Annotated in this window: 21 protein-coding genes; 3 read left to right on the top strand and 18 right to left on the bottom strand. The window is 32.1% G+C overall.

The window, feature by feature from the left end:
• Window positions 1–18 precede the first annotated feature (18 nt).
• Both CW733_RS13230 and CW733_RS13225 read left to right on the top strand, forming a co-directional pair.
• Entirely contained in the window at window positions 19–2,181 is a 2,163-nt protein-coding gene (locus CW733_RS13230; protein WP_100997630.1) for a prolyl oligopeptidase family protein, read from the top strand.
• A 70-nt stretch (window positions 2,182–2,251) separates the two neighbouring features.
• Window positions 2,252–3,163, top strand: a complete 912-nt coding sequence (locus CW733_RS13225) for an ABC transporter ATP-binding protein (protein WP_100997629.1) — start codon at window positions 2,252–2,254, stop codon at window positions 3,161–3,163.
• Here the strand turns inward: CW733_RS13225 and CW733_RS13220 are convergent.
• From CW733_RS13220 to pdxA, 17 genes are all read right to left on the bottom strand, one after another.
• Window positions 3,153–3,710, bottom strand: a complete 558-nt coding sequence (locus tag CW733_RS13220) for a 4'-phosphopantetheinyl transferase superfamily protein (protein WP_100997628.1) — start codon at window positions 3,708–3,710, stop codon at window positions 3,153–3,155. The two genes, CW733_RS13225 and CW733_RS13220, sit on opposite strands and share 11 nt — an antisense overlap.
• The gene (locus tag CW733_RS13215) at window positions 3,707–3,961 is read right to left on the bottom strand and encodes an acyl carrier protein (protein ID WP_100997627.1); all 255 of its coding nucleotides are present in this window, start codon (window positions 3,959–3,961) and stop codon (window positions 3,707–3,709) included. The genes CW733_RS13220 and CW733_RS13215 overlap by 4 nt, the downstream gene beginning before the upstream one ends.
• A gap of 78 nt (window positions 3,962–4,039) precedes the next feature.
• Window positions 4,040–5,317, bottom strand: a complete 1,278-nt coding sequence (locus CW733_RS13210; RefSeq protein WP_100998837.1) for a beta-ketoacyl synthase — start codon at window positions 5,315–5,317, stop codon at window positions 4,040–4,042.
• A 53-nt stretch (window positions 5,318–5,370) separates the two neighbouring features.
• A complete protein-coding gene (locus CW733_RS13205; RefSeq protein WP_100997626.1) occupies window positions 5,371–5,808 on the bottom strand; it encodes a 3-hydroxyacyl-ACP dehydratase FabZ family protein in 438 nt (145 codons plus the stop codon).
• A gap of 55 nt (window positions 5,809–5,863) precedes the next feature.
• Complete coding sequence (locus CW733_RS13200) at window positions 5,864–6,658, bottom strand: enoyl-ACP reductase (RefSeq protein WP_100997625.1); 795 nt, start codon at window positions 6,656–6,658, stop codon at window positions 5,864–5,866.
• A 58-nt stretch (window positions 6,659–6,716) separates the two neighbouring features.
• Window positions 6,717–7,769, bottom strand: a complete 1,053-nt coding sequence (locus CW733_RS13195; protein ID WP_100997624.1) for a type III polyketide synthase — start codon at window positions 7,767–7,769, stop codon at window positions 6,717–6,719.
• A gap of 1 nt (window position 7,770) precedes the next feature.
• Entirely contained in the window at window positions 7,771–8,484 is a 714-nt protein-coding gene (locus tag CW733_RS13190; RefSeq protein WP_100997623.1) for a methyltransferase domain-containing protein, read from the bottom strand.
• Complete coding sequence (locus CW733_RS13185; RefSeq protein WP_100998835.1) at window positions 8,481–9,608, bottom strand: NAD(P)/FAD-dependent oxidoreductase; 1,128 nt, start codon at window positions 9,606–9,608, stop codon at window positions 8,481–8,483. The genes CW733_RS13190 and CW733_RS13185 overlap by 4 nt, the downstream gene beginning before the upstream one ends.
• Window positions 9,609–9,672: 64 nt before the next feature.
• The gene (locus tag CW733_RS13180; RefSeq protein WP_100997622.1) at window positions 9,673–10,134 is read right to left on the bottom strand and encodes a 3-oxoacyl-ACP synthase; all 462 of its coding nucleotides are present in this window, start codon (window positions 10,132–10,134) and stop codon (window positions 9,673–9,675) included.
• Entirely contained in the window at window positions 10,127–10,813 is a 687-nt protein-coding gene (gene mtgA, locus CW733_RS13175; RefSeq protein WP_100997621.1) for a monofunctional biosynthetic peptidoglycan transglycosylase, read from the bottom strand. The genes CW733_RS13180 and mtgA overlap by 8 nt, the downstream gene beginning before the upstream one ends.
• A gap of 4 nt (window positions 10,814–10,817) precedes the next feature.
• The gene (locus CW733_RS13170; RefSeq protein WP_100997620.1) at window positions 10,818–11,933 is read right to left on the bottom strand and encodes an FAD-binding oxidoreductase; all 1,116 of its coding nucleotides are present in this window, start codon (window positions 11,931–11,933) and stop codon (window positions 10,818–10,820) included.
• Between the two features lie 271 nt (window positions 11,934–12,204).
• Window positions 12,205–13,557 carry an acetyl-CoA carboxylase biotin carboxylase subunit gene (gene accC / locus CW733_RS13165; protein ID WP_100997619.1) on the bottom strand — a complete coding sequence of 451 codons (1,353 nt, stop codon included), beginning with the start codon at window positions 13,555–13,557 and terminating at the stop codon, window positions 12,205–12,207.
• A gap of 84 nt (window positions 13,558–13,641) precedes the next feature.
• Window positions 13,642–14,115, bottom strand: a complete 474-nt coding sequence (gene accB, locus CW733_RS13160) for an acetyl-CoA carboxylase biotin carboxyl carrier protein (protein WP_100997618.1) — start codon at window positions 14,113–14,115, stop codon at window positions 13,642–13,644.
• A 36-nt stretch (window positions 14,116–14,151) separates the two neighbouring features.
• Window positions 14,152–15,147, bottom strand: a complete 996-nt coding sequence (locus tag CW733_RS13155; RefSeq protein WP_100997617.1) for a beta-ketoacyl-ACP synthase III — start codon at window positions 15,145–15,147, stop codon at window positions 14,152–14,154.
• Between the two features lie 178 nt (window positions 15,148–15,325).
• Window positions 15,326–15,529, bottom strand: a complete 204-nt coding sequence (rpmF, locus tag CW733_RS13150; RefSeq protein WP_013869593.1) for a 50S ribosomal protein L32 — start codon at window positions 15,527–15,529, stop codon at window positions 15,326–15,328.
• 9 nt (window positions 15,530–15,538) lie between these two features.
• Window positions 15,539–16,078 (bottom strand): DUF177 domain-containing protein, encoded by a 540-nt coding sequence (locus CW733_RS13145; RefSeq protein ID WP_100997616.1) that lies wholly within the window; start codon window positions 16,076–16,078, stop codon window positions 15,539–15,541.
• A gap of 72 nt (window positions 16,079–16,150) precedes the next feature.
• Window positions 16,151–17,230: a 4-hydroxythreonine-4-phosphate dehydrogenase PdxA gene (gene pdxA / locus CW733_RS13140; RefSeq protein WP_100997615.1), complete on the bottom strand. Its 1,080-nt coding sequence runs from the start codon at window positions 17,228–17,230 to the stop codon at window positions 16,151–16,153.
• A gap of 66 nt (window positions 17,231–17,296) precedes the next feature.
• Here pdxA and CW733_RS13135 point away from each other — a divergent pair, with 66 nt between their 5' ends.
• The gene (locus CW733_RS13135; RefSeq protein ID WP_100997614.1) at window positions 17,297–17,887 is read left to right on the top strand and encodes a riboflavin synthase; all 591 of its coding nucleotides are present in this window, start codon (window positions 17,297–17,299) and stop codon (window positions 17,885–17,887) included.
• On the opposite strand, the gene CW733_RS13130 is transcribed toward CW733_RS13135, so the two are convergent.
• Window positions 17,884–18,087, bottom strand: a complete 204-nt coding sequence (locus CW733_RS13130) for a PID-CTERM protein-sorting domain-containing protein (RefSeq protein WP_198520077.1) — start codon at window positions 18,085–18,087, stop codon at window positions 17,884–17,886. The genes CW733_RS13135 and CW733_RS13130 overlap by 4 nt on opposite strands.
• Between the last annotated feature and the right edge of the window lie 29 nt (window positions 18,088–18,116).

Below are 18,116 nucleotides of genomic sequence, written 5' to 3'. Positions count from 1 at the left end.
TATATTAAATTATTAACCATGAAAAAATTAGCACTTTGCTTAATAACACTTTCAATATTTATGTCTTGTAAATCTACTAAGATTGAAAATAAAATAAACTCTTTAAAATATCCCATAACTAATAAAGGTATAGTTTCTACTAATTATTTTGAAACTGAAGTAAAAGATCCATACAGATGGCTTGAAGACGATAGAAGTGATGAAACAATGGCTTGGGTTAAAAACCAAAACAAAGCAACTTATGGTTATCTAGACAACATCCCATTTCGTAATGAATTAAAAGATAGACTAACCAAACTATGGAACTACGAAAAAATAGGGTCTCCTTTTAAAGAAGGAGATTACACTTATTTTTATAAAAATACTGGTCTTCAAAATCAATATGTTATTTACAGATATAAAACAGGAGAAGATCCAAAAACTGCAAGTGTATTTTTAGATCCAAATGGCTTTAGTAGCGATGGCACAACCTCTTTAGGTGGTACAAGTTTTTCTAAAGATGGAAAAAAATTAGCCTATGCAATTTCTGAAGGCGGAAGTGATTGGAGAAAAATTCTAATCATGAATACAGAAACCAAGGAAATTATAGAAGATACTATTGTAGATGTAAAGTTTAGTGGTATGTCTTGGTATAAAAATGAAGGCTTCTATTATTCTAGCTACGATAAACCAGAAGGCAGTGAGTTATCTGCAAAAACAGATCAGCATAAAGTATATTATCACAAATTAGGAACAACGCAAAAAGAAGATAGAATAATATTTGGAAATACTCCAGAAGAAAAACATAGATATATTTACGGAAGCGTAACAGAAGATAATCATTATCTATTAATTTCTCCTCGTACATCTACTTCTGGAAACAAATTATATATAAAAGACTTAACAATAGAAAACGCGCCATTAGTAGAAATAATTGGCAATACAGATAGCGATACTTATGTACTAGAAAACATAGGCTCTAAATTATTTTTAGTAACCAATTTAAATGCACCAAACCAAAAAATTGTTACCGTAGATGCTTCAAAACCAACTCCTGAACATTGGATAGATTTTATTCCTGAAACTAAAAATGTATTAAGCCCATCTACAGCTGGTGGTTACTTTTTTACAGAATATATGGTAGATGCTGTTTCTCAAATTTTTCAATATGACTATAATGGTAAATTAGTTCGCGAAGTAAAATTACCAAGCATTGGAAGCGCAGGAGGTTTTGGTGCTAAAAAAGAAGAAACAGAATTGTATTACTCTTTTACTAACTATGTTACTCCAGGAAGTATTTATAAATATGATATAGAAAAAGGAGTTTCTACTTTATATAGAAAACCAGATATCGATTTTAATTCTGATAACTACGAAAGCACTCAAGTTTTTTATCCGTCAAAAGATGGTACAAAAATCCCAATGATAATTACTCATAAAAAAGGGTTAGAACTTAACGGCAAAAACCCAACAATACTTTATGGATATGGTGGTTTCAACATTAGTTTAACACCAAGTTTTAGTATTACAAACGCCGTTTGGATGGAGCAAGGTGGTATTTATGCCGTTGCTAATTTAAGAGGTGGAGGAGAATATGGGAAAGAGTGGCATGATGCAGGAACACAACTAAAAAAACAAAATGTATTTGATGATTTTATTGCAGCTGCCGAATACTTAATCGCTAAAAATTATACCTCATCAGATTATTTAGCCATAAAAGGTGGTTCGAATGGAGGCTTATTAGTTGGTGCAACCATGACACAACGACCAGATTTAATGAAAGTTGCTTTACCTGCAGTTGGAGTTTTAGATATGTTACGCTACCACACTTTTACAGCAGGAGCAGGTTGGGCTTACGATTATGGAACAGCAGAAGACAATAAAGAAATGTTCGACTATTTAAAAGGCTATTCACCTGTACATAACGTTAAAGCAGGTACGCAATATCCTGCTACTTTAGTAACCACTGGAGATCATGACGACAGAGTTGTACCTGCTCACAGTTTTAAATTTGCTGCAGAATTACAAGCAAAACAATCCGGAGCAAACCCAACACTAATTAGAATAGAAACAGACGCTGGACATGGAGCGGGAACTCCTGTAAGCAAAACAATAGAGCAAGCAGCAGATGTTTTTGGTTTCACACTGTATAATATGGGTTATGATATTTTACCAAGTAACACTGAAAATTTTAAAGACTAATTAAAATTATTTAATAATATTTAGACCTCACAGATTTTAAAAACCTGCGAGGTCTTGTTATATTTACAAAATGTTAAACGTAAAAAACCTTTCCTTTTCTTACAAAAAAATACCAGTTTTAAAAGACCTTTCTTTTAATGTAAAGCCAGGAGAATACCTTGCGATAATTGGAGAAAGTGGTTGTGGTAAAAGCACGCTTTTAAAAGTACTTCGTGGTGAATACGATTTAAATAACGGAACTGTTTTCTGGAAAAAAGAGCAAATTCTTGGACCAAAATACAATCTAGTTATTGGTTACGGTTTTATGAAATACGTAGCACAAGAATTTGAGCTAGAACCATTTATTTCGGTTTCAGAAAATATTGGTCAACACCTTTCAAACTTTTTTAAAGAAGAAAAGAAAGAACGTATTGCAGAGCTTCTTGAAGTTGTAGAACTTACAGATTTGGCAACAACTAAAGTGAAATTATTAAGTGGTGGGCAAAAACAACGTGTTGCATTAGCGAGAGCTTTAGCAAATGCACCAGAAATTTTGTTATTAGATGAGCCTTTTAGCCATATCGATAATTTTAAAAAGCAATCGCTACGTCGTAATATTTTTAGCTATTTAAAAGATAAAAACATTACCTGTATTGTTGCTTCTCACGATAAAGAAGATGTTTTAGGTTTTGCAGACCAAATGATTGTTTTAAACGACAATAAGATAGAAGCTTATAATACTCCCGAGCAATTATACAGTAAGCCAGAAACACCTTTAATCGCTTCTTTTTTTGGTGAGTTTAATGTAATAAATAATGTGATTGTTTATGCACATCAATTAAAAATAGTTAAACAATCTCACTTAAAAGCAACTGTTAAAAATGCTTATTTTAAAGGGAATCATTATTTAATTGAAGCTAATTTAGATGGAAATAAAGTGTTTTTTGAGAATAAAATAGGTCTAAAAATTAATTCCAATCACTATTTAGAAATTATAAAATAGCAAAAGCACTATACTTACCATGATGCGTCAAAGAAAAGCAAGTGTTTAATTTTTTTCCATTTTGAAACAATTTAGGCACTCTAACATCGTTTTTTCTAATCTCTATTAAATCTAAATTTAAGAATTCTAAAAATTTCTTTTTTAATGTTTTACTCTGTATTTTATAATTTGAGTTTTCCATTTTAAAATACGCACTTACATAGCTCCGTTTAGAATTTAAAGTAGCTATTGAATGTATGTATTCGTTTGTAATTATTGATTCAGTAAAATAGTTATTACTATCAATTGAAACCATTCCTTTTTCTAAAGAAACAAGCTCACATTCAATCCGTTTCGGATTAAAAAACCGTTTCCCAAACTGCTGCACATTCACTTTATAAGCCGCTTCTTTCATACTCCAAAGCAACCAAACCGTTTGATGTTTATTTTCCGAAGCCAAAATAAATTCTTGTTCTTTTTTAGTAAAAACTTTATCTAAAAAACGTGGTCGCTTCCAATTACTATCTATGGTAGCTTGTTTTAAATCGACAATATCATTGCCTATCATTTTGCTGCTAATTTTTCGTTTACAATATTCATTGCTGCTTTTACAGAAATCATTTTTTCCATATCGTCATTTTCTATTCTAATATCAAATTCGTCTTCGACATCTAGAATAACATCTACAAGATTTGCAGAATTTATCTTGAGATCATTTATAAAATCTGTGTTTTCAGATAAATTATTAAACGCCTCTTCATCTTGAATATAAGGCTCAACGATTGTTTTTAACTTGGCTATTAATTCTTCTTTTATCATATTTATTTTAGTTCTTATTTCTTAGAGTGTGGTCTAGAGATTTTAATATTTCTCGATTATGCTTGAGGTGACATTCTTTTATTCAGAATACTTCTTAAAGATAACACAACCATTTACATCACCAAAACCAAAACTTGCTTTAACTGCAATATTTAATTCTGTATTTAAAAGTTGTTTTACAATTTTTTCTTCGGAAATTAATTTTGAAATATCAGGATGCAAATCGTCACAATTAATATTAGGAAACACAAATTGTTCCTTAATTTGAAGCACAGTTGCAACACTTTCAATGCTTCCTGCTGCAGACAAACAGTGTCCAACCATAGATTTTAAAGAATTAATATATGGAAAATCACCACCTTTTCTGTCTAGTGCTTTGGTCCAGTTTTCAATCTCTAATGCATCTTTAGAAGTTGCAGTTAAATGACCATTTATTACATCAATCTCCTCAGCAGTAATACCTGCATTTTTTATAGCATCTTTAATACAACGTTGTACAGCTTTAGCATTTGGTGCTGTCATGGTTCCACCATTTCTTTGTCCTCCAGAATTAATGTTTCCACCTAAAACCTCTGCATAAATTTTTGCGTTGCGTTCTAATGCGCTTTCTAAAGATTCTAAAACTAAAGCACCTGCTCCTGAACCAGGAACAAAACCAGATGCGCTCGCACTCATTGGTCGAGAACCTTTTTCTGAAGATTCATTATGTTTATAAGTCATTACTCGCATAGCATCAAATCCTCCCCAAATATATGGGCCATCATCGCTACAACTACCAACAAGCATACGCTTTGCTTGACCGTTTTTAATACGCTCGTAACCCATTAAAATAGCTTCGGTTCCTGTGGTGCATGCAGACGAATTTGTTGTGACTTGATTCCCTAACCCAAGAATTCCACCCAAAAAAGCGCTTACTCCACTTGCCATAGTTTGTACCACTACTGTGCTACCTAAACGTTTTACTTGTTTATCGTCAAGCTTGTAAATGGCTTCTCTAAATTTTTCTACTCCAGAGGTTCCTGTACCAAAAACAGTTCCGCTATCGAAGTCCACATTGGTCTCTGAGTTAATTTTAAACCCTGCATCTTTCCATGCATCCATTCCTGCAATACAACCATATAAAATTCCAGAACTATTAAAACCTCTAAGTTGCAAAGGTGTTAAATACTCTAGTTTCTTTTCTTCGGAAATCTTTGGAATACCACCAATACAGCACGAGAAATTTAAGTCGGCTAAATTTTGATGAAATGTAACTCCTGATTCTCCCTTTTTTATAGCTTTTGTGAATGCTTCAATACCTACACCATTTGGCGCAACGACTCCTAAACCTGTTATTACTACTTTTTTTTTATTCATAATATTTTTAGAGCTTGTAGATTTTAACAACCTTTAAGGTCTTTTCTTAAAAATTAAATCTTCAACATTCCAGAAATTTGACCACGACACACCAATTCGTCTTTTTCATTTAATAGTTTTACTTTACATTTTAATTTATTAAAACGAAAGACCTCTTTTTCTGAAATCACTGTCACTTTTTCACCAGGAAATACAGGTAAAAAGAAATCTACTTGACTAGACGTTAAAGCTATTTGAGGCTTATTTTCTTCATGAATTTGATCTTTCAACATATAAATACCAAGACATACAACACCTATTTGAGCCATACATTCTGTTAATATCACACCTGGAGTAACTGGGTTATTTTTAAAATGGCCTCGGTAAAAATATTCCCTATCTCTAAAGGTGTAATTACCTGTTATGCCTTCTGAAGAGATCATAGTTAATTCATCAACGAACATAAATGGCTCTTGATATGGTAAAAGGTTTATAATCTCTTTACTGTTCATCTTTTCTTTAAGTTGTGAGCTCCGGCATATCTAAGAATTACAAAACACTTTTTAATTATGAGATATGTTCTCCACCATCCACAGGAATTATACATCCATTTATCCAACTTGCCTCGTCTTTACATAATAAATAAACCGCATTAGCAACATCTTCAGGTTGTGTTAATCTCTTAAATGGATTACGCATTAAACTGTGCGCTTTAATTTGCTCGCTTCCCGGAATCATACGTAAAGAAGCAGTATCTGTTACACCTGCTTGAATACAGTTTGCTCTAATACCAAAAGGCGCAAACTCTAAAGCAATGTTTCTTGTAATAGCTTCTAAGGTTACTTTTGCTGCAGATACTGCTGCGTAATTTTGCCAAGCTTTAGTATTTCCTTCACTTGTAAAGCTAATAATTCGAGAATCTTCTGCAAATAGTTTGTTCTCAAAAACAGCTTGTGTCCAATCGTATAAACTAATCGCCATGGCGTTGATTGTTAAACTAAAATCATCATTTTTTAGTGTTAGCTTATTATTAGAAATCATTGGTTTTAAGTTTCCTTTTGCTACGCTATGTACTAAAGTTCTAATTTTGCCTTTGGTTCCTAAAAGGTCTTTTAATTCTGAAATAATTTGCTCTCTTTTTTCTATTTTAAATGCATCTACATTATAAGACTTAAACTTAACATTTTCCGCTTTAATACTTTCAAACTCTAAAGTGATTTCTTCTTCTTGTGCTCTTAGATTTCTGTGAATTATACAAATATTCATACCTTGATTCGCTAGCTTCTTTGCTGTTGCTAAACCTAATCCGCTGGAGCCACCTAAAATGAGTGCCCAATAGTTTTTATCTTGAAATTCTTTCATTTTCAATATTTAATAAGAAATGCTTACATAGACTCTGCATGTTTTACACTTAATAACACTACCATTCTAAAAGTATGCGTTGAGCAGAAAAACCTGGCCCAAAACTTAGCATTAATCCTCTATCACCTTTGGGTAATTTTTTATCCATAAAACGTTCTAAAACATATAATACAGTTGCACTACTCATGTTTCCATATTGCTTTAATACATCTTTCGTGTCGTCTATATTCTTCCCAAGAGATCCAAATAAATCTTCTACTGTTTGAACTATCTTTTTTCCTCCTGGATGAAAAATTAAGTGATCGATGTCTTCAATCGACATATTGTTTCGTTTTAAAAACGGATGTACAATCATAGGAAAATGTTCTGAAATAGTTTCTGGAACTACCTTATCTAAAATCATTTGCAAACCTGTGTTTACGAGTTTAAATCCCATCATAGTCGTTGCATCATAAAAATGATACATGGCTTCGTCAATAATTTTTGGTCCTTCTTCATTTTCATAAGACGATATAATTACACTTGAGGCACCATCACCAAAAATGGCAGCACTTACAATATTAACCATTGAAAAATCGTCTAGCTGAAATGTTGCTGTTGGCGACTCTACAGCAATAACTGCCGCTCGCTTATTTGGATTTGCTTTTAAAAAATTTTTAGCATAAATAATTCCTGAAACTCCAGCTGCACAACCCATTTCTGTTATTGGGAGTCTTACAATATCTTGTTTCATTTTTAGATTATTAATCAAATAAGCATCCACAGAAGGGATCATAATTCCTGTACAGCTTACCGTAATTATATAATCTATATCTGTAGGTTTTAATTTTGCTTTATCTAAGGCTTTTACCAAAGATTGCTCTGCTAATTTGATGACTTCTCGAGCATAGATATCATTTTTTTCTTCAAAAGATGTTTTTAAAAACACTTCTTCAGCATCCATTATAGAGTAACGTCTCTCTACTCCTGCGTTTTCAAAGAGCTTAATCACTTTGCGTTGAAAACGTTCCTCTTGACCTGTCATCCATAGTTTTAAATATGGAATGATATCCTTAGTGTCCCTAGTGTATTTAGGTAATTGTTTAGCTACTGCCGTTATTTTTACACTCATATTATTTTTTTTTCAAAATCCATTGGAAACGAAATGCCCACTTCCATTGGATTTGATAATCTGCATTTATTTTTTCTGAAATAGCTTTCAGCTCGCTTCTCTTAAATCCTCTTAAAACTGAAGTTAGACCATCTTCAATAATTGTTTTGTTTTTAATAGTGGTACATAATAGTTTAAAGAGATAATAAGCTAGTCTATGTCTATGTAAATCGTTAATTACTATACCTAATTTTGCTTTTTCTAATACTGGTTTTAAAAATTTTTCTAATTCTTCTTTTTTAAAATGATGTAGAAATAGTGTTGATAAAACTAAATCGTATTCTAAGTCTTTAAATTCTTCAGAAAAAATATCAATAACCTTAAACTGTATATTATTATAATTTTGAGATAGACTATCTGCATAAGAAACAGTGTAAGGGTTGGCATCTAAACCAATTAATTGAAAATTATAATTGCGTTTATTTCCAAATGCTGAGATTTCTCTTAAAATATCTCCTCCGCCACATCCTAAGTCTACAATGGTAATGGTTTCTGTTTTGGTTTGGTTTTTTAGTGCTTTTTTTAAACCGTTTATGGTGACTATATTTCCACCTAACCATTGGTTTATTTTGGCTAATTTATCTAGTGCATCATGCAAAATCGGACCGTTATAATCCAAATTGTCCATAATTTCTTCTTCTTCACTTCTATGTTTTGTATTTACTAAAAAACTCATTTAACGTTCATTAATTTACCATGTGTGCGCTTAATAATATGAGGTAAAATACTTGGCACCCATTTTATAATCCTAATTAAAACTTCGGCTAATTTGTTTTTGCTAAACAAATTAGCAACAATATGACCTGTTGTTAAACGCGATTTAAACTCTGCATTCCATTCTCTAAGATACTGTTTTTCTAAAGTTTGTCTGTCTTTAATTTCATTATTAAAAAATTCAAGAATAAGTAGCGATGCCATCTGTGCACTACGTATTGCCATACTCATTCCATTACCACATAATGGATGAATCATGCCTGCTGTATCACCGCACATTAACATATGGTTTTCTATTGGTTTTTTAGTTTCAAAAGAAATTTGACTAATACTTAAAGGTAACTTAAAGACTGGCTTTGAATTTTTAAAAATGGCTTTTAATGTAGTGTTTTTAAAGACTACTTTCTCCTGAAACTCGTTGATGTTTTTATACTTTTTAAAAACCTCAATATTAGCAATATAACATATATTTATACTATCGTCTTCTACTTTTGAAACTCCGCAATAGCCACCTTCAAAATTATGAAGCGCAACTAAATCGTTAGGAAAATCACCTTTAATATGCGTTTTTACTGCTAAAAAAGGCGATTTCTTTTTAATGAAACTCCGCTTAAGTTTAACATCTAAATTTGCGCGTTTGCCATAAGCACCAATCACAATTTTAGAGGTATAATTGGCTTGTTTTGTTTGAATTGAAAACGTATCGTTTGCAAAGGTGACATCTTCAACAGTGTCTTGAATAATTGCTGCTTTGTTAGCAATGGCTTTTTTAGCAAGATTATTATCTAAACAAAACCGACTGATTCCAAAACCACCAAGTGGTAAGTTTGCTTGTACTAATTTATTTTTGGGTGTTGAAAGCTCAAATTTATTTATTCTTTTAGCTCCTAATTTAAAAACATCGATTCCTAAAAAATTGAGATAAGGCAAGACTTCGTTTGAGATATATTCGCCACATACTTTATGCTTTGGATACGCGTTTTTTTCGATAACCAATACGCTACACTTATTTTTAGATAAATGGATAGCACTACTTAAACCGGCTAATCCACCACCAATAATAATGATATCAAAATTTAAGGGAATTGTATTCAACTTTTTTCTAATTCAATTTTTACTAAAGATAAGTCGAAAATTGTTTACTTAGAAGTTAGTTAACATTTGTTATGGTAAACTCTTGATTTCTAAACTTAATTTGATCTCCATTTTTTTTACCTAACACTAATTGTGCAATTGGTGTATTAGCAGATATAGCGTAGAATTTTTGGTCTCCATATTCTAATTCACCTGCACTAATTGCTATATAATAATTAGCGTTTGTTGTGAAGACAACACTTCCTAAACCAATGATATTAGATCTTTTTTCTGTACTTATTTTAGCTAATAATTGATTTACTTTCTGAATTTCGGCTAATTGTTCACCTGCTTTTTCGCGTTCTAAATGTACCATTGCACGACCCGTTTCATGCTTATCACCTGCGCTACTTTTGGTTTCGGATGTTAAGGATTCTTGTAATTCTTCAATCGTTTTATTAATAGTATCCAGTCTGTTTTTTGTAAACTGAACGCACTTATTATAGAGTACCTGCTTTATATTTTCTACTTTATTCATCTTTAGTTGTATAATTTAAAACACCATAAAAATTCATCTGATTTACAATCCATTGCTTCCTTTTTTTAATATAAGCAGAAGCAGGATTTGCACGATACTTTCTTGGACTTGGTAATATAGAAGCTATTGCCGCAGCTTCATAAGCTGTTAACTTAGCTGCAGATTTTTTAAACCAATATTGGGATGCTGCCTCAATGCCATAAATACCGTTTCCCATTTCTATACTATTTAAATAGACTTCGAGAATACGTTCTTTAGACCACATTTTTTCAATTAAAAAAGTGAAATAGGTTTCTAATCCTTTACGTAACCAACTGCGTTGTGGCCAAAGAAACACGTTTTTTGCTGTTTGTTGACTAATAGTACTTCCTCCTTTTACGCGTTTACCTTTTTTATTATAGTTATAGGCTTTTTCTATAGCTTCAATATCGAAACCATTATGCTTTAAAAACTTTTGGTCTTCGGTACAGATAACAGCTAATTGTATATTTTTAGAAATTTTCTCTATGGGCTTCCAATCGTGTTGCCACATTTTTTTTTCTGAAGGGTTTTCGAAATAACGAATAACCATTAAAGGTGTAGCAGGCACTGGAACATACTTAAAGACAAGTACTAAACCAACCGAAAACACAACGCTCCAAAAGAAAACTTTAATTATAAGCTCTAAAAAATTTTTCATTTAGTTACAAAGTAATATCTGCTAGCTGTTTTCCAATAGTACTACCAATAGCAACTCCCATTCCTCCTAATCTTACACCGCAAAACACATTATTACTTAATTGTTTTACTATTGGTTTTTTTTGGTTTCCAACACCCATAATTCCACTCCAACGGTGTTCTATTTCAAATGCTGTGTTTGGTAAAATTGTAGTTTTAAGTAGCTCTTCTAGCTTGTTTTGAATAAGATCTGTTTGAGACACCTCGGTGGTTTCTTCTGTTTTAAAATCTAAGTTCCTACCACCTCCAAATAGGATTCTATTGTTTATGTTTCTAAAATAGTAGTAACCTTCATCTAAATGAAATGTGCCTTTTATATGTAAGTTTTTAATTGGTTTTGTTATTAGTACTTGCGCTCTTGCTGGCTTTACGGTTTCACTTATTAATTGTGATGCAAAACCATTTGTGGCTATTAATAATTTAGCAGATGTAAACTCAAATTGGTTTGTTTTTATATTTACGGTATTCTCGTTATCTGAGAATTCTTCGACTAGAATGTTGTTTAATATTTTGATGCCTTTTGCTTGTACTTTTTTAAGCAAAGCTTCCATCATTTTACCTGTATCTATCTGTCCTTCGAACTGATTAAAAATAGTGTTTTCTTTTATATTTTTAAACTGAAAGCTATTCTGTTTTAAACTAAAAACGCCTGCATTAAATACTGGTTTTAATAAATTGTTTATCTCTGTTATTTTAGAAATACAATTTTGAAATAGGTTAGAATTTGTGTCTTGAAATAATTCGTAGCCTCCCAGTTGTAGGTAGTCAATAGTCTTGTCTCCTAAATTGTCTCTTAAAAGCGCTAAACCTTTAACTCTCTTTTTAACTAACTCTATTACTTCTTGTTCTGTATGTGTGTTTAAATCGTCTATAATCTCGCTTAAACTACCAAAACACGCAAATCCTGCATTTTTAGTACTTGCTCCTTGTGGCAACATTCCTTTTTCTAATATAAGAATGTTAGCTTTTGGATATTGTTTTTTTAGTTGTAACGCACAATTTAGGCCCACTATTCCGCTTCCAACAACTGTATAATCTATGTTGGTTAACCATGTTTTTATTTCCCAATAAGATAAATTCATGATGCTAAGTTATTGTTTTATTTTTAAGTGTTGCGCTGTGTTAAGGATAGAAGTGGCATCCTTTTTTTGTGCAAATGAAATTATTGTATTGAAATACAAACTATAATATAATTTGTAAACTTGATAAGATACTGAAACAAGTTCAGCACAAGAAAAGATATAGCGGATAGCCTGACTTTTGCTTTTTGGAGCAAAAGTAACGCCATAAAAAAATAGAGAATATTATAGTTATAAAAAAAGCGACTTGTGTGTTACAAGTCGCTTTTTTGTTTTAGTCTTCAGTTGGTTTTTGCATTACAAAATCTTCCATGAATTTTGTAGTGTAATTACCAGCTAAATAATCTGGGTGATCCATTAATTGTCTATGGAACGGAATTGTTGTTTTGATACCTTCTATTACGAATTCGTCTAAAGCACGCTTCATTTTATTGATAGCTTCTTCTCTTGTTTGCGCTGTTGTAATTAACTTAGCAATCATAGAATCGTAATTTGGCGGAATAGAATATCCTGCATAAACATGCGTATCTAAACGCACACCATGACCACCAGGAGCATGTAATGTTGTTATTTTTCCTGGCGAAGGTCTAAAGTCGTTAAATGGATCTTCGGCATTAATTCTACATTCTATAGAGTGTAATTGTGGTAAATAGTTTTTACCAGAAATTGGCACACCTGCAGCTACTAGAATTTGCTCACGGATTAAGTCGAAATCTATTACTTGTTCTGTAATTGGATGTTCTACTTGAATACGTGTATTCATCTCCATGAAGAAAAAATTTCTGTGTTTATCTACTAGAAACTCTACTGTTCCTGCGCCTTCATATTTAATATATTCGGCAGCTTTAACTGCAGCTTCTCCCATTTTTTTACGCAAAGCAGGCGTCATGAATGGAGAAGGTACTTCTTCTGTTAATTTTTGGTGACGTCTTTGGATCGAGCAATCTCTTTCTGATAAGTGACAAGCTGTTCCTTTAGAATCCCCAACAATTTGAATTTCAATATGGCGAGGCTCTTCAATAAGCTTTTCCATATACATATCGTCATTTCCAAATGCGGCTTTAGATTCTGCTCGAGCAGATTCCCAAGCGTTCTGTAAATCTTCTGGTTTCCAAACTGCTCGCATACCTTTTCCACCACCACCTGCAGATGCTTTAAGCATTACTGGGTAACCGGTTTCTTTAGCTATTTTTTTACAGTCTTCGAATGTTTCTATAACGCCTTCACTTCCTGGAACACATGGCACTCCTGCTTCAATCATGGTTGATTTTGCATTTGCTTTATCTCCCATTCTATCAATCATCTCTGGAGAGGCACCAATAAATTTGATTTCGTGTTCGGCACAAATTTTAGAAAACTTAGCGTTTTCTGATAAAAAGCCATACCCAGGATGAATTGCATCTGCGTTTGTAATTTCTGCAGCTGCTATAATGTTAGACATTTTTAAATACGAGTCTTTACTTGGTGGAGGACCAATACAAACCGCTTCGTCTGCAAATTTTACGTGAAGACTTTCGGCATCTGCAGTAGAATAAACAGCTACTGTCTTGATACCCATTTCTTTACAAGTTCTAATAACACGTAGTGCTATTTCACCTCTATTGGCAATTAGTATTTTTTTAAACATAACTTATTTTTTAATAATTAAATTTCCTAGCATTAAATCCTAGATTTTAAAAATTTAGAACTTGTGTATTGGAATTTTAAATTGTTATGATGGATCTACTAAAAATAATGGTTGATCAAATTCTACAGGAGAAGAATCGTCTACTAAAATTTTAACTACTTTACCTGAAACTTCAGATTCTATTTCGTTAAATAATTTCATAGCTTCAATAATACAAAGTACGTCTCCTTCTGCTATAGTCTGTCCTACCTCAACAAATAAAGGTTTGTCTGGTGATGGCTTTCTATAAAATGTTCCAATAATTGGAGATTTTACAGTTATATACTTAGAGTCTTCGCTTTCCGAAGCTTGTGTTGCTGCTGGAGTTGATGCTACAGGAGCTTGCGCTACTGGCATTTGCATTTGCGGCATTTGGCCCATTGGCATTTGTTGCACAATAGTTGTTTCTTCAGATCCTGTTTTTATTGTAATCTTAACATCGTCTGTTTCTAATTTCACCTCACTTGCACCAGATTTTGCTACAAACTTGATTAAGTTTTGAATGTCTTTTAAATCCATAATATTAGAGTTATTAAGTGTTTTTTTAGTTAGTTTTTAAGAATTGTAAGCCCATTTTAAATATATTGAGCCCCAAGTAAAGCCACCTCCAAAGGCGGCAAAAATAATAGTATCGCCTTTTTTTAATTGCGATTCATAATCATTTATTAATAATGGTAATGTTGCAGAAGTAGTGTTTCCATACTTCTCTATATTCATCATTACTTTTTTGCTATCCAGCTCAATACGTTTTGCTGTTGCATCAATAATTCTCTTATTAGCTTGATGTGCTGCTAACCAAGTAACATCATCTTTTGATAAATTATTTCTTTTAAGAATTTTTTCAGCGACATCTGCCATATTAAAAACTGCGTTTTTAAAAACTGTTTTTCCATCTTGAAAAACAAAATTTTCTTTTTTAGCTATAGTTTCTGCTGTTACAGGATAAGAAGAACCACTTGATTTTACTTGAAGAAATTCTCTACCTGACCCATCACTTCTTAGGTATTCGTCTTGTAAACCTAAACCTTCTTCATTTGGCTGAAATAAAACAGCTCCTGCTCCATCTCCAAAGATGATACATGTTGCCCTATCCTCATAATTAATCATTGAAGAGTTTTTGTCTGCTCCAATAAGTAATACATTTTTATAACGTCCAGATTCGATATATCTAGCTGCTGTAGACATGCCAAAGAGAAAACCTGAACATGCTGCTTCCAAATCGAAAGAGAATGCATTTACAGCTCCTATTTGTGTAGCAGTATATGCTGCAGTAGATGCTGCTTGCATATCTGGTGTTGCAGTAGCTACAATTACCAATTCTATGTCTTCAGGACTTATATTAGATTTTTTAAGAAGATCTTGAGCGGCTCTAATAGCCATAAAGGAAGTACCTTTACCTTCTCCTTTTAGGATGCGACGTTCTTTGATACCTGTTCTTGAGGTTATCCATTCGTTGTTAGTATCAACCATCGATTCTAAAATCTTATTGGTTAATATATATTCTGGCACATAAGCGCCAACAGCTGTAATTGCCGCAGAGATTTTACTCATACTTTTAAGTTAATTTAACCAAAAACTGCTCGAAATCGCCAAAAGAAGGCGGATTTTTATTAAAAATAGTGAATCTTGGTTAATTACGTGCAAATTAAGTTGTTTTTAACTGAAAGAAAAATATATCACAAAAAAAACGCTCACAAGTGAGCGTTTTTCTATATGCATGCATAGTAAATTATGCAATATTCTCTTCTGCAACAGCATTGTCAATTAAAACCTGACCTCTGTAATATAATTTACCTTCGAACCAATGTGCTCTATGGTATAAATGCGGCTCACCAGTTGTTGGGCAAGTTGCAACCTGTGGCGCAGTTGCTTTGTAATGTGTTCTTCTCTTATCTCTTCTTGTTTTCGAGATTTTTCTTTTAGGATGTGCCATTTTATTATTTTATTTATCCGTTAATAGTTTCTTTAATGTATTCCAACGAGGATCTGTTTCCTCTTGGTCTTCTTTTATATCCTTTTCTTTAGGACTTAATTCTTCTAATCTTTCAAGTATGTCTGAATCTAATGTACCATCTTCAATTCCAGGATGAATTCTTTTTGTTGGCATAGCTAATACTATAAGTTCATATACATATTGTTGTATACTAATCTCGTATTCTCCATGCGAAATGATTAAAATATCTATATTCTCATCATTATACTCATCACCAAACTTAACTACTAAATCAAATTCATTTTGCAACGATTGATCGTAAGGTTCGTTAGTAACGTCGCAATTAACGTTTACTGTTCCTGAAACTTCAAAATGTAGTTCTAAAAGTGTTGATTTTTTTACAAATTCAACATCAACTTTTAAATTACTACTATTAAAGTCTTCATATTCAAAATATTCAAAGAACTTATTATCAATATTAAAATCAAAATGATGTTTTCCTTCTTTTAAACCTACAAATGGAATTGTAAACTCTTTCAATGGCTTCATTATCGCATCTATTTTGAGCCTGCAAATATACAATTTTTTATTTATTGAGCAGACTTATTAACAATTTTTTGTTTACTTCTTTTTTGACTCGTATTTTCTTTCATCAAAACGCTTCCTTTTACCAATGGTTAAAGGGTTTTTGTTTAGCTCTTCAAATTCATTTCTATTATTGAAAATACTAACAGCTGTAAAAAGAGCTTCTTTAAAAGAACCTGTATCTGCTATACCTTTACCTGCAATCTCATAAGCTGTGCCATGATCTGGCGATGTCCTTATTCTATTTAGTCCTGCAGTAAAGTTTACACCTTGACCAAACGATAATGTTTTAAATGGTATTAAACCTTGATCGTGATATGATGCGATTATAGCATCGAAACTTTTGTAATTATCACTTCCAAAAAAACTATCTGCTGCGTAAGGTCCAAAAACTAATTTCCCGCTTTCTTTAATCTTTTTTAATGTTGGTCGCATTACGGTATCATCTTCTGTACCAATAACACCATTATCTCCTGTATGAGGATTTATGCCTAAAACAGCTATTTTTGGCTTACTAATTCTGAAATCCTTTTTTAAAGAATTGTAAACAGTCTCTATTTTTTTAGTTATTAATTCTGCAGAGATATGACTTGAAACATCTTTTACTGGGACATGGTCTGTTAGTAAACCAACTCTTAATGTCTCTGTAACCATAAACATTAAGCTATCTCCTTCTAGTTCTTGAGCGAGATAATCTGTATGCCCAGGAAATTTAAAGGTTTCAGACTGAATATTACTTTTATTAATAGGTGCTGTTACTAACACATCTATTGTTTTGTCCTTTAAAGCTTTTGTTGCGCTTTCAAGAGATTTAATAGCATACTCACCTATTTTAGTGTCTTCTTTACCAAAATTAATGTTTACGTTTTCTTTCCAACAATTTAGCACGTTTACTTTACCGTGAAGAATTTCGTTTGCATTATTTATACCATTCAAATTAATGTTTAACTTAAAATGGTTCTTAACAAAAGTCATTGTTTTTGTAGATGCAAAAATTACTGGAGTAAAGAAATCCAGCATTCTATTATCTTCAAAAATCTTTAATACAATTTCTGAACCTATACCGTTTAAATCTCCTATAGAGATGCCTACAATTATTTTTTCTTCTCTCTTCATTAATAATGCTAACTATTGTTCGTAATTTTATACACGCAAATTTAACCAAATAATATAGTTAAAAGTATGTTTACAGGAATTATTGAAAGCTTGGGTCACGTTACAAATCTTAAAAAGGAAAAAGACAACTTACATATTACAGTTGAAAGTGCTTTTACAAGCGAATTAAAAATAGATCAAAGTGTTGCGCATAATGGTGTGTGTTTAACTGTTGTTAAAATTGAGGGTAATAATTACACAGTTACTGCTATTAAAGAAACCTTAGACAAAACAAATATTGGAAATCTAAAGCTTTCAGACACAGTTAATTTAGAACGTGCAATGAAACTTGGCGACAGGCTTGATGGACATATTGTACAAGGACATGTAGACCAAATTGCACAATGCATAAATGTTAAAGAAACCGAAGGAAGTTGGTTGTTTACTTTTAAATACGATTCCTCTCTTAGTAATATAACAATTGAAAAAGGCTCTGTAACTGTAAATGGAGTGAGTTTAACAGTTGTGAACTCTAAACGAGATACATTTAGTGTCGCTATAATTCCCTACACATACGAGCACACAAATTTTAAAGCTTTTAAAATTGGCTCTATAGTGAATTTAGAATTTGATGTTATTGGAAAATACGTTTCGAGACTAAACGCTTTAAATAGCTAGATTGCTTTTTTTTTAAGACGATACATTTTATAAATACCATACAAAACGCCTACTGCAAACAACGCAATTAAACCACTGTCTATAGGTAATCCTACAGGTCCAGCAGGTCCTAAGGGAGGTGGTGGAGGTGTTTGAGCTGAGCATACAAAACTTATTAATAAAAATAAGATTGAGGCAAATATTTTTTTATTTTGTATCATAATTCGGAGTGTAAATGTATAAAAAAAAC

Source organism: Lacinutrix sp. Bg11-31 (genome assembly GCF_002831665.1).
Taxonomy (GTDB): domain Bacteria; phylum Bacteroidota; class Bacteroidia; order Flavobacteriales; family Flavobacteriaceae; genus Lacinutrix.
This window is presented reverse-complemented; position numbering and strand designations above follow the sequence as displayed.

Bases quoted from the DNA above. Each gene is read 5' to 3' on its own strand.
- CW733_RS13190 (WP_100997623.1), bottom strand. From the start codon at position 8,484: ATGAGTTTTTTAGTAAATACAAAACATAGAAGTGAAGAAGAAGAAATT.
- accC (WP_100997619.1), bottom strand. From the start codon at position 13,557: ATGTTTAAAAAAATACTAATTGCCAATAGAGGTGAAATAGCACTACGT.
- CW733_RS13205 (WP_100997626.1), bottom strand. From the start codon at position 5,808: ATGAACAGTAAAGAGATTATAAACCTTTTACCATATCAAGAGCCATTT.
- CW733_RS13170 (WP_100997620.1), bottom strand. From the start codon at position 11,933: ATGAATTTATCTTATTGGGAAATAAAAACATGGTTAACCAACATAGAT.
- CW733_RS13180 (WP_100997622.1), bottom strand. From the start codon at position 10,134: ATGAATAAAGTAGAAAATATAAAGCAGGTACTCTATAATAAGTGCGTT.
- CW733_RS13215 (WP_100997627.1), bottom strand. From the start codon at position 3,961: ATGATAAAAGAAGAATTAATAGCCAAGTTAAAAACAATCGTTGAGCCT.
- pdxA (WP_100997615.1), bottom strand. From the start codon at position 17,230: ATGAAGAGAGAAGAAAAAATAATTGTAGGCATCTCTATAGGAGATTTA.
- CW733_RS13135 (WP_100997614.1), top strand. From the start codon at position 17,297: ATGTTTACAGGAATTATTGAAAGCTTGGGTCACGTTACAAATCTTAAA.
- CW733_RS13130 (WP_198520077.1), bottom strand. From the start codon at position 18,087: ATGATACAAAATAAAAAAATATTTGCCTCAATCTTATTTTTATTAATA.
- CW733_RS13220 (WP_100997628.1), bottom strand. From the start codon at position 3,710: ATGATAGGCAATGATATTGTCGATTTAAAACAAGCTACCATAGATAGT.
- CW733_RS13145 (WP_100997616.1), bottom strand. From the start codon at position 16,078: ATGAAGCCATTGAAAGAGTTTACAATTCCATTTGTAGGTTTAAAAGAA.
- CW733_RS13200 (WP_100997625.1), bottom strand. From the start codon at position 6,658: ATGAAAGAATTTCAAGATAAAAACTATTGGGCACTCATTTTAGGTGGC.
- accB (WP_100997618.1), bottom strand. From the start codon at position 14,115: ATGGATTTAAAAGACATTCAAAACTTAATCAAGTTTGTAGCAAAATCT.
- rpmF (WP_013869593.1), bottom strand. From the start codon at position 15,529: ATGGCACATCCTAAAAGAAAAATCTCGAAAACAAGAAGAGATAAGAGA.
- CW733_RS13195 (WP_100997624.1), bottom strand. From the start codon at position 7,769: ATGAGTGTAAAAATAACGGCAGTAGCTAAACAATTACCTAAATACACT.
- CW733_RS13155 (WP_100997617.1), bottom strand. From the start codon at position 15,147: ATGAGTAAAATCTCTGCGGCAATTACAGCTGTTGGCGCTTATGTGCCA.
- CW733_RS13225 (WP_100997629.1), top strand. From the start codon at position 2,252: ATGTTAAACGTAAAAAACCTTTCCTTTTCTTACAAAAAAATACCAGTT.
- CW733_RS13230 (WP_100997630.1), top strand. From the start codon at position 19: ATGAAAAAATTAGCACTTTGCTTAATAACACTTTCAATATTTATGTCT.
- CW733_RS13210 (WP_100998837.1), bottom strand. From the start codon at position 5,317: ATGAATAAAAAAAAAGTAGTAATAACAGGTTTAGGAGTCGTTGCGCCA.
- mtgA (WP_100997621.1), bottom strand. From the start codon at position 10,813: ATGAAAAATTTTTTAGAGCTTATAATTAAAGTTTTCTTTTGGAGCGTT.